Origin of the sequence: Paenibacillus nasutitermitis (genome assembly GCF_014641075.1) — a bacterium.
GTDB classification, from domain to species: domain Bacteria; phylum Bacillota; class Bacilli; order Paenibacillales; family Paenibacillaceae; genus Paenibacillus_Z; species Paenibacillus_Z nasutitermitis.
Genome location: NZ_BMHP01000006.1, coordinates 52,186 through 65,469 on the forward strand (window position 1 = coordinate 52,186; position 13,284 = coordinate 65,469).

14 protein-coding genes are annotated in these 13,284 nt (G+C 50.7%); all 14 read right to left on the bottom strand.

Features of this window, described 5'->3' with window-relative positions:
• Positions 1 to 53 precede the first annotated feature (53 nt).
• Complete coding sequence (locus IEY46_RS28870; RefSeq protein ID WP_188997686.1) at positions 54 to 1,745, bottom strand: flagellin N-terminal helical domain-containing protein; 1,692 nt, start codon at positions 1,743 to 1,745, stop codon at positions 54 to 56.
• A gap of 141 nt (positions 1,746 to 1,886) precedes the next feature.
• The gene (gene csrA, locus IEY46_RS28875; RefSeq protein WP_188997688.1) at positions 1,887 to 2,129 is read right to left on the bottom strand and encodes a carbon storage regulator CsrA; all 243 of its coding nucleotides are present in this window, start codon (positions 2,127 to 2,129) and stop codon (positions 1,887 to 1,889) included.
• Entirely contained in the window at positions 2,101 to 2,583 is a 483-nt protein-coding gene (gene fliW / locus IEY46_RS28880; RefSeq protein ID WP_188997690.1) for a flagellar assembly protein FliW, read from the bottom strand. The genes csrA and fliW overlap by 29 nt, the downstream gene beginning before the upstream one ends.
• Positions 2,584 to 2,668: 85 nt before the next feature.
• A complete protein-coding gene (locus IEY46_RS28885; protein WP_188997691.1) occupies positions 2,669 to 3,235 on the bottom strand; it encodes a DUF6470 family protein in 567 nt (188 codons plus the stop codon).
• A gap of 13 nt (positions 3,236 to 3,248) precedes the next feature.
• Complete coding sequence (gene flgL / locus IEY46_RS28890) at positions 3,249 to 4,184, bottom strand: flagellar hook-associated protein FlgL (protein ID WP_188997693.1); 936 nt, start codon at positions 4,182 to 4,184, stop codon at positions 3,249 to 3,251.
• A gap of 24 nt (positions 4,185 to 4,208) precedes the next feature.
• Positions 4,209 to 5,777, bottom strand: a complete 1,569-nt coding sequence (flgK, locus tag IEY46_RS28895; protein ID WP_188997695.1) for a flagellar hook-associated protein FlgK — start codon at positions 5,775 to 5,777, stop codon at positions 4,209 to 4,211.
• 15 nt (positions 5,778 to 5,792) lie between these two features.
• A complete protein-coding gene (locus tag IEY46_RS28900; RefSeq protein ID WP_188997697.1) occupies positions 5,793 to 6,293 on the bottom strand; it encodes a flagellar protein FlgN in 501 nt (166 codons plus the stop codon).
• Between the two features lie 27 nt (positions 6,294 to 6,320).
• Positions 6,321 to 6,602, bottom strand: coding sequence for a flagellar biosynthesis anti-sigma factor FlgM (gene flgM / locus IEY46_RS28905; protein ID WP_188997699.1), 282 nt, complete (start codon positions 6,600 to 6,602; stop codon positions 6,321 to 6,323).
• Positions 6,603 to 6,775: 173 nt separating this feature from the next.
• A complete protein-coding gene (locus tag IEY46_RS28910) occupies positions 6,776 to 7,195 on the bottom strand; it encodes a TIGR03826 family flagellar region protein (protein WP_188997701.1) in 420 nt (139 codons plus the stop codon).
• A 331-nt stretch (positions 7,196 to 7,526) separates the two neighbouring features.
• A complete protein-coding gene (locus IEY46_RS28915) occupies positions 7,527 to 8,363 on the bottom strand; it encodes a ComFC family protein (protein WP_188997703.1) in 837 nt (278 codons plus the stop codon).
• Positions 8,364 to 8,371: 8 nt separating this feature from the next.
• On the bottom strand, positions 8,372 to 10,456 hold the full coding sequence (locus IEY46_RS28920; protein WP_229750613.1) for an ATP-dependent helicase ComFA: 2,085 nt from the start codon (positions 10,454 to 10,456) through the stop codon (positions 8,372 to 8,374).
• A gap of 300 nt (positions 10,457 to 10,756) precedes the next feature.
• Complete coding sequence (locus IEY46_RS28925; protein ID WP_188997705.1) at positions 10,757 to 11,203, bottom strand: hypothetical protein; 447 nt, start codon at positions 11,201 to 11,203, stop codon at positions 10,757 to 10,759.
• Between the two features lie 176 nt (positions 11,204 to 11,379).
• Positions 11,380 to 12,108, bottom strand: a complete 729-nt coding sequence (locus IEY46_RS28930; RefSeq protein ID WP_188997707.1) for a response regulator — start codon at positions 12,106 to 12,108, stop codon at positions 11,380 to 11,382.
• A gap of 7 nt (positions 12,109 to 12,115) precedes the next feature.
• Complete coding sequence (locus IEY46_RS28935) at positions 12,116 to 13,276, bottom strand: sensor histidine kinase (protein WP_188997709.1); 1,161 nt, start codon at positions 13,274 to 13,276, stop codon at positions 12,116 to 12,118.
• Positions 13,277 to 13,284: the final 8 nt, after the last annotated feature.

The following is a 13,284-nucleotide window of genomic DNA, read 5'->3' on the forward strand; positions in this document are numbered from 1 at the left end:
GTAACCCCCCAAGGGATCGGAGAATATCCAATCCCTTGGGGAAATCATTAAAATTAACGAAGCAGTTGCAGAACGCCTTGCGGCTGTTGGTTCGCTTGAGCAAGCATTGCTTGAGCTGCTTGAGCAAGAATGTTGTTTTTCGTTTGCTCCATCATTTCCTTCGCCATGTCTACGTCACGGATACGGGATTCAGCAGCAGTCAAGTTCTCGGAAGTTGTTCCCAAGTTGTTGATTGTGTGTTCCAGACGGTTTTGAACCGCACCAAGTTTAGCGCGCTCGCCGGATACTAAAGCTGTTGCAGCATCAAGTACGGAAATAGCATTGGCTGCGCCAGTAGCTGTTGTAATGTCGAGAGAGTTTTCAACGCTTTTGTTATCTGTTCCATTTGTTACGTTGGCAGTTGTGGAGAAGCCAGCGCCCGTCCCTGTAATTCCCAGAGCTTTTGCACGCATGTCATTAATATCCAATGAGATGGATTGACTTTTGTTTGCTCCTACTTGGAAAGTAACGGATTGGTCTACTGTTTCAGCAGGACTTGTTGTAGTTTTAGTTTCGAGTTCTTTTGTAAAACCGAAATTCTTGGTTTCAGCTCCGAAATTCACTTCAAAGCTAATGCCATGGTTATCATACTTGAATGTACCTGTTTGAGCCGCCTTAAAGTCATATTGATCTTCAGATAAAACTTTACCATCAGCATCTTTGATCGTTACGGTAACTTTACCATCAGCAGCATCTACGCCTTTAGCGGAGAATTCAACACTAGCTGCACCAGGAAGCGTTCCAGCACCAACCGTAACTTTGTTTCCAGTAATTGCTGCGGTTGGAGGGTTAGCTCCTTTAGCAACATTCTCATCAATATCGTTAAGCGTGCTTTTAGCACCAGTAGCATTTTTGTTACCTGCCGCTCCTGTTGCGCCCACGTTCAGATCAAGTTCCATTTTGGCGCCTTCTTGCGCAGCATCAAAATCGGACTTCGCAATGGAGAAGCTGATGCCATCCTCGTTATACGTATAGGATTTGCCATCTGCTGAAAGGTTAACTTTAGCATCATTAATGGAAATTTTGTTGCCATCTTTATCTTCGCCAGTAATGGATACGAGGATATCGGAGCCTTTTTTCTCGATTGTTACTTTGTTGTCCTTAGCTTCATTGATTGCATTCCATGCAAACGCAGGGTCTGTGGAATTGGCTACATCAATTTTGTCGCCGGAAAGCTTCAGTCCGCCATTTGTTTCCGTATATTTAGCACCAATATTTACTGTGTAGTCACCGGCTACTGTAGTAACAGTCGTTACTTCTGTACCCGCAACACCAACCGCTGCGCCTTTATCACCGTTCAACAGTTTTTGCGTATTGAATTCTGTTGTGTTACCGATACGGTTGATTTCGGAAGTCAGTTGGTTCATTTCTTTTTGCAGTTCTTTACGGTCATCCAATGTGTTCGTATCATTAGCCGCTTGAACGGAAATTTCACGCATACGTTGCAGGATGGAATGAGTTTCGTTCAAAGCGCCTTCAGCTGTTTGAATCAAGGAAATGCCGTCTTGAGCATTACGGGTTGCTTGGTCCAAACCACGGATTTGGCCGCGCATTTTTTCGGAAATTGCCAGACCTGCCGCGTCATCACCTGCACGGTTGATGCGAAGACCGGAAGACAGCTTCTCGATGTTTTTGTTCGTGTTGACGGTGTTGATGGACAGTTGGCGGTGCGTGTTCAGCGCCGCGATGTTGTGATTGATAATCATTAAAATTTTCCTCCCTGAAATAAATGAGATCCACATCCTTGTGGTCACGCTGAACCGTTAAGGTCGGCCGCCCTGCTGGTTCAACGTCTAATGTATATATCGACCGCAAACCTCAGATAGTTTAGGGGTTTCCAAAGATTTTTATTTTTCCTGCTGACTGCCTCTAAGCCGCTTCATCAGCGCCTCCAACTGCCCCGGAGCAGGTGCAGCCGCCTCCCGGTTCGATTCCTGAATGGACAGGAATACTTCCTTGCGGAAAATATCGATGTCCTTGGGGGCGGCTATGCCTAAACGGATCGTATCTCCTTCGACACCCAGCACGGTGACCTCAATCTGGCCGTCTATGATGACGGATTCACCCTTCTTGCGGGATAATACCAGCATCTTTGCCAACCTCCTTTGCTGAACTCACCGAATGGGGTTCATTGGATAGCAAGGGATGCCTCGTATGATATCCGGTTTGATGAAGCACAACCTGTTTGCCCAGGCGTTTCTCCGGGTTGAGAACAATTGGAGCCAGCAGGTTCAATGTCGATTGCTCCATCTGCTCCTTCAGCGTCAGTATGCAGCGGACAACTACTTGCGAATCCACTTGAAGCTCCTTCATTTCCCCTTCGGGAAGCTCGAATTCATACCCGGGAAAAAAAAGAAACGGATCCGCTACCAGAAACGCCAACTCCCGGGTGCAGGTGGATTGCAAATAGACGAATGGACCTTCTTCATGATCGATGAGGACAAAATTCTTCTTATCCTCAAAGCCCGGAATTCCTTTGGGGAAATGATAAAGCTGTTCTTCAGCGGCCTCTATTGTTCCCCAAGTCAATGTTTCAATGAACATCTCGATCTTCCTCCTGTTGGCTGGCCTGAAATAAAGAAAAGATTATAGATATCCTCAGGGAGGTTTATCTATAATCATTATACCGTTAATGCGCGATATCAAGCTCCGGCGGGATATACTGGACGGAAGGATACTGTTTCATATAGATGTCCAGCTTCCCACGTGTATATTCGATTTCCGGCCTATGCGTTACCGTCTGCACGTCGACCTCGGTCCGGCCTACGCGGATATCAGGCGGCGTTATTCGAAAACGCGTCTCCACATTGTCCATCGAGGCTTCGCCCCGGATCTCCGGAAAAGGTACTGGCTGCCAATCCTGACCGTAAATTTCAGCAATTGTATTCCCCGGTTTATGAATGGCTGCCGCCCGGTTCCCTTCCTCCACCCTTCTGGCAAGGCCCTGCAGAAAAATTTGCTGAATCCCTGAGTAGATGCGTTGGTTCATCTCCAAAAAGTTCCCGCCATTATAAGCTGCAAAGGCTCTGGACTGGTCGACTTCAAGCTCCGGCTTGTACTGATGGATTTCCAGTTGACCGGGTTCCGTTTGAATATGAAGCTCGGCTTTTGGCTGCCGGATGGAAAATTGCCCCGGATCCGCATCCACGTAAAGGACGCCGGGCGTCTGACGGATTTGCAGCATAGGGATCGTCATGGCTCGTCTCCGTTTATCTTAGAAAATCAACCAATGATTGCTGAATAATTTTGGATCCGGCTGAGAGGGAGGCATTATAAATGTTCTCCTGAATCTTCGAATCCATAATCAGTTTGGCATAATCGGCATCCTCTGTCTTGGCCTGAAGCGTTGTCAGGTTAGCCTCCAAATCTTCCAGGCGGCCTTGCATTAAGCTGATGCGGTTCATCTTGGCGCCCACTTCGGCTCGAGTAGTAAGCAGAATATTCATCCGGCTGTCCAGACTGGCCAGCTCATCTGTTATCTTGGTGTGATCACCATCCGGGCCGAGCTTATCGATCAGACGGTTAACAATCGAAAAGAGATTATCCGACGTCTGCGCAGAGACGGCATCGTCCGCATCCCCAAATACATTGTTTCCTGTGAGATTAATAGTCATATCCACACTGTCTCCAACCGTATATTTAACGGCGCCGGTATCGGTCGTAATTTGAGAGGGATCGGTAACCGTGCCGTCCGGCAGAAGTGTACCATACGGTTTCGCATCGAATTTCTCGCCATTGAAGACATACTTTCCATTCAACTGGCTGTTCGCAATATCGAGCAGCTGTTCTTTCATTTGTGCAATTTCTACATTGATGCTGTCCAGAGCGGATTGCGGATTGCTGCCCGTTGAGGCTTTGACCGTCAGCTCGCGCAAGCGATGCACCACTTCCGTAACCTGATTAAGCACGGTATCGTTAAAATCCATCCAGGAGGTGGCGCTGTCGACATTCTTCTTATACTGCTCCGTTGAAGCCAGCTCCGAGCGGTACCGCAGAGAATAGGTAATGCCGACGGGATCGTCCGAAGGCTTGTTGATCTTGCGTCCTGTCGACATCTGGTTCTGCGTGTTGTTCATTTGCGCCGCATTGCGGTTCAAATTAAGCAGCAGCTGCGAATTCATCATATTCGAGGTAACCCTGAGCATTTGTTAAACCTCCTTCTCTATCTGTTATCTTCCAACGGTTCCAGTCGAGTTAATCAATTTATCGAGCATCTCGTCATACGTGGTCATAAACCTTGCGGCTGCCGTATAGGCGTGCTGATATTTAATCAGATCCGACATTTCCTCATCCAGCGACACCCCGCTGATCGACTGCCGGCTGTTCTCCACCTGTTGGACCAACCCGGTGGAATTCTGAATCTGGCGCGTCGCCTCCTGCGCTTGAACCCCGAGCTGGCCTACGATGGAGCTGTAAAAGGAATCGATGGTCGCTTCCCGTTTGCCATCCACAGACAAGAAGCTGGTCTGCTTCAGATTGGCCATCAACAGCGCCAGTGTATTATTCCCTTTGACCACCTGCTCATCGGTTCCTGTTCCCGTCGTGCGCATAGAGGACGCGATCAGATTGGGATTGTCCGAAATCAAGCTGTTGAGCTTGATATTGGCTGCCGTAATGGGAGATCCGCCTTCAAAAAAAGGTAAGCTGCCGGTTGTCGAGCCATCCAAAGAGTAGCCGAGCTGATGCAGGCCGTTGAGCCCTTTCAGGATGACTTCCGTATCCTCCCCCAAGGCTCCGCTCACGCTGCCGCCGCTTGTGGTAGTAACGGACATACCGACTGGCAGCACTGTTCCTTTGGGCAGAGTAACCTTGATGTCTCCATTGGCAAGGGTGTCGGCAAGCTCATCGAGCTGCTTGCTGTAATCCTTCACATAGTTCTCCCGGGAGAAAATCATCCCGTAGACTTCACCGCCGTTAAGGAATCCTGCAGCATAAGCGCCTTCAAGGTAAGCTCCCTGCTCCTGCGGCGTCACGCCGGCGTTGACTTGAACCAGGACCTGGCTGCCTTGAACCAGCGCCTGTCCGCCCAATGAAATCGAATAACCCTGATCGGTATTCTGAACGGTAATATTGATGATATTGGACAGCTTGTCCGTGAGCAAATCCCGTTGATCCCGCAGATCATTGGCATTATCGCCCAAGCTTTCAATCTTGTAGATCGATTGGTTCAAATCCGCGATTGAGGACAGATACGACTGCACCTCATTGGCCTTGACACTCACATTCGTCGTTAAGTCCTGACTTAAATTGCTGAGCTGTTGGCTCATGTAGTTAAAGGCATCCGTTAATGCCGTGGCGTTTTCCTTCACGATCCGGCGTGCCGTAACATTGCTCGGATCCTTGCTTAAATCAGACCATGCCTGATAAAAATTATCCATGACCTTGCGGATTCCCGTGTCGGACGGTTCATTAACGATCGCTTCCAGTTTATCCAATGTCTCCGAACGTATCGACCAGCTTCCGAGAAATTTGCTCTGATTGCGGAATTCATCGTCCAGATAAGCGGTACGGATGCGGTTTATCGCTGTGAATTCAACACCCGTGCCGAGCTGTCCCGGGGACGAAGAGCGATTAATGCCGAAAGCCTCCATCGGCCGGCTTGCGACCATGGTTACCCTTTGACGGGTATAACCTGCCGTGTTCGCATTTGATATATTATGTCCTACCGTATTAATGGCCGTTTGCTGAGTCAGTACGCTTCTTTTGGCTGTTTCTATGCCATGGAAAGTTGACGCCATTGCCGAATGCCTCCTTTATCCTCTTGTATCGAAATAGCCGTTGCGCTGATTCCCGTAGCCCGTGTTCATGGGATGCTGGTAAGTGACGGCCTCATTGGGATCTTCGATGACAAGATCGATTGAATAATCAATAAATTCGAGCGATTGCACCGTCAGCTCCTGGTTGAGTTTATTGATCTTCTGAAGCTCATCCAACAAATCTATCAGCTTGCCGCGAATCCTCGTCAACTCTTCCTTCTCCTGGGGTGAGGTGATGGTCCGAATAATGTCAATGATTTTGCCGCCTTTATAGCGGATTACGCCGATGCTTTGAAAATAGCTGTGCGAATACTGCATGCGCTGCTGCTCCAGCTTCTCGGCTTCAGCGAGCAGCTTGCGCTCCTTCTGAATGATCGCATTCAACTGCTCGACGTCGTTCTTCACGAGCACGGGCGTCTTGAGCTTGGCCGTCTCCAGCAGCAACGCATACAACTGCGCCTGCTTATCCAGCGTTTCGACGATGATTTCAACTGACACAGGGCTCACCTATTTTCATCAAGGTTGTTATTTGTCAAGCTTCTTGTCGGTCAGATAGGGAAGCAGCTTCTCGGCAATTTTACCTGCATCGACATGATAGTTTCCGGTACTGACTTCTTGCTTCAATTCATCGATCCGTTTGCTTTTGTCGGTCTGATTTGTACGGCTGTATGATAGCATCTCTTGGGCTTCAGCTGAAATTTGGACCTCATCGGTCTGCCGCTTGCGTTCCGTATTCCCGGCCCGCTGCTCGCTTTGCTTCTGATAAGGGTTAACGGCTCCAATTCGCTGGGTTTCATTAATTTTCATTGTAATCCCTCCAATATAAGGCACCCGTCATGACCGGGTCGGACCATGCCGCCCGAATCTATATAAAGTACAGAGAAGATGTATATGCTGCTGGAGTAAAAAAAGGCCGATAACTCTGTATAAGAGTATTATCGGCACTTTCGCACAAAAATTTATAGAAAAATGGATATCGGTTAATTTCGGTCGCGAAGACGGTCCATAATCCGGTAAGCTGCTGCTGCCGATTGTGGTTTCTTATCCGATTCTTTGGGAGCTTGCTGCGCTTTGGCTCGGTTCACATCCGCAAGCAGGCGGGTTTTGCAGTCCAGGCAAAGATTCCCTTCACGGATCAGCGTGCCGCAGGCTTCGCAAGGGTAGGACATATTGGGTGCGCCAACCAGAGAAATCCGGCCTTCCCGAATAAATTTCGTGATTTGTTTAATCGTGACTTCCGTTGCGTCAGAAAGTACGTTGATCGTCGCACCTTTGTTCTTGCGCAGATAATCCGCGCAGATCTGGTACTCCTGATCGATAATTTTCATACAAGCGGGACATACATCCCGAAAGTTCTTGGCAAACAATTTGCCGCAGCGTGGGCAGTTATCGAGTTCCATGCCTCCTTGCCTCCTTCCAGAACACCTACAGTACGTGTTCAAAAAGTCCGTTTTTCAGAATCGAGAAGGTTGGAAGAAGCGAGGGAATGAGGAGGCAGCGTAGGCTAAACCTACGTGAGCACCTGAGGGTTTTCATAAGAAAACCTGCTTCGGAAGCATGCCCTTAGTCCCGGCTGAATCCAAGATTCTTGTGTGAGTTACCTCTTGATTGACTTCGTCATCAAAAAGGGACTTTTTGAACAACCTCTTACAGGTTGTTTATATTCTAACTTATATTTTGCCATAATACATCCTTTTTTTCAGCAACCAATTGTGCCCCCCCGGTTCAACATCACGATCTAGCGAGAGTCAAAATATAAATTTCCGGCCCTGCAGCCAGCCTGTTCCGGCGGAATGCCTCTTCAACAGCCTGTGCGCATGCATTGACTGTGCTTCCCGTCGTATAAATATCGTCCACAATCAATACCCGCCGTCTGGAATGCCCCGCCGGATCCTTCGTATGTAGATCCGATAGCCCCCGAAGCATGGCCGCGAGCCGGGTATCGTCCACCGTAAAAAGATGCTCGGAATCACGCAGCCGCGCCCCCCTTGTTTTGAAGCTTTGTTTTTCGCTGTGCCGTGTCCTCTTTAACAGATTAAACAGGGGAAGCCCGCTGCGCTCCGCAATCATCGCGGCAAGCCGCTCCGCCTGGTTGAAACCCCGCTCCAGCAGACGCTGCTCGCTGACCGGCACCGGAATGACGACATCGATCGAAAAAGCTTCCGTCCTGCCCGACATTTCTTTCACCAATCGCTGATATGCGGTAAAGAGCATTTCGCCCAGCAGCGGAGCAATCGCTTCATGACCGCGGTATTTGTATAAAGCAAGCCATTCCCGGATCAGCGGATTATAGCGGACTGCGCTGCGGTTGCAAATAAAGGCCGTATCCTCGCGGCGCAGGCAATCCGGGCAGCGCTCGGCCCGCCCGCAAACAGGGCAATGGATAACCCGAATCCAGGGGATAGCGTGCTTGCAGTCTCTGCATAATGCGGATAAACCATCATCCGCCGCATGGCGTGACAGGCTGCCGCACATCAAACATGTTCTGGTGGATGGCGCCAGCAAAGCGGTCAGGCTATGAATGGCTTTGGGCAATGTTTGGTGCAGCAGCGTCCAGAAAGACGGCATGGCTTCGTTCACTCCTTTCCGGTTGCGAGCAGATAGCCCTTTCTCCTTGCGATTCTGTTCATGCTCCTGATCTGGCCAATTGCCGACAGCTGCGGCCTGGTTCGTGCCGACGCGCAGAAATAGACGCTGCCGGCCGGATCGTCCTTGGATCTGCCCGCACGGCCCGCCATCTGTACGAGCGAGGCAGCGTCGAATAATCTGCCATCGGCATCCAGAATAAACACATCACTCTTGGCCACCGTCACGCCCCGTTCCAATATCGTGGTCGTAACCAGCATGCGGATGCTGCGGTCGCGAAAATGAAGCACCTTCTCCGCACGCTCCCCGTCCTTGGAGGAGGTACCGTCTATCGCAATGCCCGGAAATAGAGGCCGAAGCCTCCCCACAAGCGGCAGGACATCGCGAATTTGCTGGACGAAGACGAATACCTGGGCTCCTCTTGCGATGGACGTTCGTAGCGCGGAAAGAAGCCGCTGCGGCAAATTCCGCTGCCGCAGCATCATCTTCACAGGCGGGATCTGAATAAGCTTGGGCACCGGGAGCGGATGCCGGTGAAACCGGACAGGTACGCGTACATGAGTCAAACGCCCAAACCGGGCGGCACGCTGCAATGCCGCCGGCGGCGTGGCCGAAAGCATAACGGTCGTCCCCCCTGGCTTGCAGACGCGCTCTGCCGCAAAATGAAGCATAGGATCGTTATGGTATGGGAAAGCGTCAAGCTCGTCGATCACCACCAGGTCAAACGCGTGTCGAAAACGAAACAGTTGATGGGTAGTCGCGATCGTCAATTCCCCGTACTCCCAGCGCTGCATGCTGCCCCCGTACAAGGTGACGATAGCTGCTTCCGGGAAAGCCCTGCGCAGACGGGGATCAAGCTCCAGCACGACATCGCGCCTTGGCGTTGCGATCAATGCGCGGCCGCCCGACTGCAGGCAGGCTTCGATGAGCGGGAAGATCATTTCCGTTTTGCCTGCTCCGGTGACAGCCCAGAGCAGAAACCTGCGCTGATGCTCCGAGGAATCGGTCCCGGTAAAATATCCCGCTAGCCGCTGAAGCCAAGTGATACTCCTGTCAGCGTCGCTGCCATCCATATAATTCAGTGCCGCAGCCGTTGCCGCACCCTGCGCCGGACTAAGATTCCAGCGTGCAAGCCTGCTATCACTAGTATGTCTTTGCGGCTGCGTTCCATTGGCTGGTGCCGGCATCATCTGCGGTACATCTGCTGCTCTAACGGCCTGTTCAGGCAAACCGCTGACAAGCAGACTGCACTCGCGGCTGCGTCCCATGGTCAGACATGCCTCGCAATAGGCACAGTCCTGTCCGCATGCTGCACAGGCTGTCCGCCTCAAACGGGCTGCCGTACTTCCGCAGCGCTGGCATTGCAAAAGTTCTCCCGCCTTCCAGGGAAACCTGACGCGCCTCCCTTTCCCTGCATGAACCTGCTGCCCGGATACCGCGTTTCCCAGGTTCAGCAGACCGAGTAGCGACGCCAACTGAAGAGCGGGAGCCGCCGTGCTCCACGTCACTTGCGCCTCCTCTTTATGAGGGGCGGCAAATCCCTCCTCATCGGCAAGCAGTGCACAAGCTTCGCCGGCAAGGAGCAGCCGCCCCCGCAGCAGACCGGCTGCCCGGCATGCTTGCCGGGCCAGTTCCCGGGCAGCCGGGAGCTGAGCCGCAAAATCCGGAACGTCATAAGCCGCGCCTTCCAAACCCGGCACCATAATCTGCTTGTCTATTGACGACTCACGGATCAGGGATGCAAGGTGATTCCGGATTTCATTTGCAGCTGTCGTATTTCCGATAGAACCGGGCCAATACTTTCTGATCCGTTCCACCTGACCGAGCGGTAGCAGGCTTGGCCAAATGATGAACTCCCCATGCCTTGGCTGATTGAGAACATGACGGTTGGCTAATTCCCACAAAACAGTCCCCATCCCCTCGTTTCCCGATGCTTCTTGTATCTCCGCCGCCGCACGGTGCGCCTCATCCCGGAATGCGGGTTGAAGCCAGTACGCTCTATCCACTTGAGGTGCTAAGGACCAGAAAACCTGCCATTCCCTTGCAAGTTTCACCGCGTAAAGCTCTACCTTCAAGCGATCACCGCCCCTTTGTACCCATCACCGATTCCGACCATTCTCCAACCCCCAAATGAACACAAAAAAGCACACCCGCCAGCTGCCTCAGGCAGCGGTACGTGTGTGCTTCACTCGTCCGATATTTGTATAGGCCTAATTATACTCCGACCTCCTCCTATTAGCAATCCTGATATAACCCAATGAACACCGAATTCCTCGCGGGCTCGCGTTGCGTTTCAAAGAAGAAACGGCTAACGCCTTCCTTTGCAGTGAAGCCAAGCTTCTTCCCTTAGAAATATAGCCTGGTATAGGTGAAACTTAACCTTTCTTATATTTTAAAGGAAGCTTCGCCAGCTCAGCAGGCATTCCGAGATCGACAACGATCTCCTCCTCCGCGAGAAGCGGGCTTTCCTGCTCCCCCCCGGCAAACACATTTCCACTGGATATGGCGCTGACTTCTGCGAGATCGCGCTTCTGGCAGGCAATATCCACCGACATCCCACATCGTGCAAAATTCCCCGCAATCCGCATGGTGTCGTCCTCGCAGCCCTTGTCGATCACAGAAACCTTGATTTCTCTGCCGGTCCGGAGGGATAAACGGCGAAGCGAATACATGTACCATTCCATCATGTTCTGCTCGTTGCCGGCAATCAGGACATAATGCTTGCTCAATGGTTTGCGTTTGCCTGTAAGCGCATAAGCCAGATGCACCGAAGCCGCAGCCAAGACGTAACAACCGAGAATTCCCAGCAAAATCGGAATCAAGGCAGCCACCTCCTTTTTGTGACATCATATGCCGTTCACCGCCTATGAGTGCGCAACTTCGCGGACAAGTCACATAAAAAGGCATTCGGGTCCATGTTGGCACATCTGCAAGCACAAAAAAGAGCCTCCGCCTGAACGGGTGCTCTTCTTCGCTCCATATGTAAGGCAGCGTCTGGCTACAGGGTAACCCAGCCAAACTTGATGGAATTAATGACTGCTTGCGTCCGGTCATCTACTTCCATTTTTTGCAAAATACTGCTAACATGGTTTTTAACCGTTTTTTCGCTGATAAACAGATATTCGCCAATCATTTTGTTGCTTTTGCCTTCAGCCATCAAACGCAGCACTTCCGCTTCGCGCCGAGTCAGCGGATTGTTCTCGCTTGGCACAAATTTCACGCCCGCTTCACGTCCTGCCGCTGCTCCTGAGGTGGAACCGATTTCGTCCAAATAGGTCATCCGGCGCAGCTGATTGATCAGCTTGCCCGTCACTTTAGGGTGAATGTAGGCGTAGCCGCTCACGACCGAGCGAATAGCGTTAGCCAAAGCCTCCGCTTCCATGTCTTTAAGCAAATAACCGGATGCGCCCTTGCGAAGAGTTTCAAACACATAGCTCTCATCGTCATGGATGGATAAAATAATCACCTTCACATCGGGAAAAATATCGCGCAGCCGCTCCGTTGCCACAACCCCGTTTTCGATTGGCATATTGATATCCATGAGCACCACTTCGGGTTTGTTTTCGTTGCAGAATTCCAGTACCTGTATGCCATCATTGCATTCGCCGATCACTTCCAAATCATCTTCCATATTAAGAATCCGCTTGAGTCCCTCGCGGAATAGTTGATGATCGTCGGCGATTAACACTTTAATTTTGCGTTTAACTGTCGTTGCACGTTGATCCATCGTTAGTTTACTCCTTTCTTTGCTCCGCGTTGATAGGGATATGAATCGTAATTTTGGTTCCCTCGTTGATTGTCGATTCGATCTCCATCCTCCCTTCCAACAACTCCACTCTCTCGCGCATTCCGATCAAGCCGAAATGAGCGTTGTCCTTCGTCCGGGATTCAATTAGATCAACATGGAAACCAACGCCATTATCCTTAACGACAATCTTAACCATCTGCGCCTGAAAGGTGAACTCCAGCGAGACAAAAGTAGGATTTGCATGCTTGAACGCATTGCTGTAGGCCTCCTGGACAAGCCGGTACATGCCTGCTTCCATAGCGGAGGGCAGCCGCATTTCCTTCCCGATTGTGTCGAATATCGTCCGAATCCGGGTCTTCTCCTCAAAATCCTGGACATACTTGCGAAGGGTAGGAATGAGACCTAAGTCATCCAGCGCCATAGGACGCAGATTAAAAATAATTTTGCGGATTTCCTCAATACCCGAACGAACCTGACCCTTCAAGTCTATTAATTCTTCCTGTACTAATTGAAATTCCTGCTTTCCGAGCATTCTTTCCGCAATTTCCGTCCTAAGAACTATATTAGCCAAGGATTGTGCGGGACCATCGTGAATTTCCCGGGCGATCCGCTTGCGTTCTTCTTCCTGAGCCAATATAATTTTCAATCCGATTTGCTGGCGGTTCTTGGCGGATTCCAGAATCCGGGTCACCTGATTCAAATCGCCCGACAGATACTCAAGCACGACATTGATCTGCGAGCCGATTGACTCGGCCCGTTCGACGGATTTCTCCACATTTCGTACCCGCTTTTGCAAATCATCCCGGCGCGCCTTCAAGTAGCTTTCTTTCTCCCGGAAAACCATGAGGTCCAGCTGCAATTGCGTAGCCTTCTCATAAGCAATCTTAATGTCCTGTTCTTTAAATCGGACAAAATCCCGGCTTACTTCTGTAAGCCGGATCCGAGCCCGACGGTAGTCGAGCTCCAGCTTGTCCACTTTATCAATAATTTCAGCGGCTTCTTTAATAACCTGGGTAAGCTCCTGACCGAGAGAAAAAAGCTCTTTGCGCGCGGATTCGCAAATTTCATAGATTTGATATTTACTCTCTTCCATCACAAGAACGGCGTTTTTGATGACGCGATCGATATCGTTAATGCGATAATCCACGTTAGGCT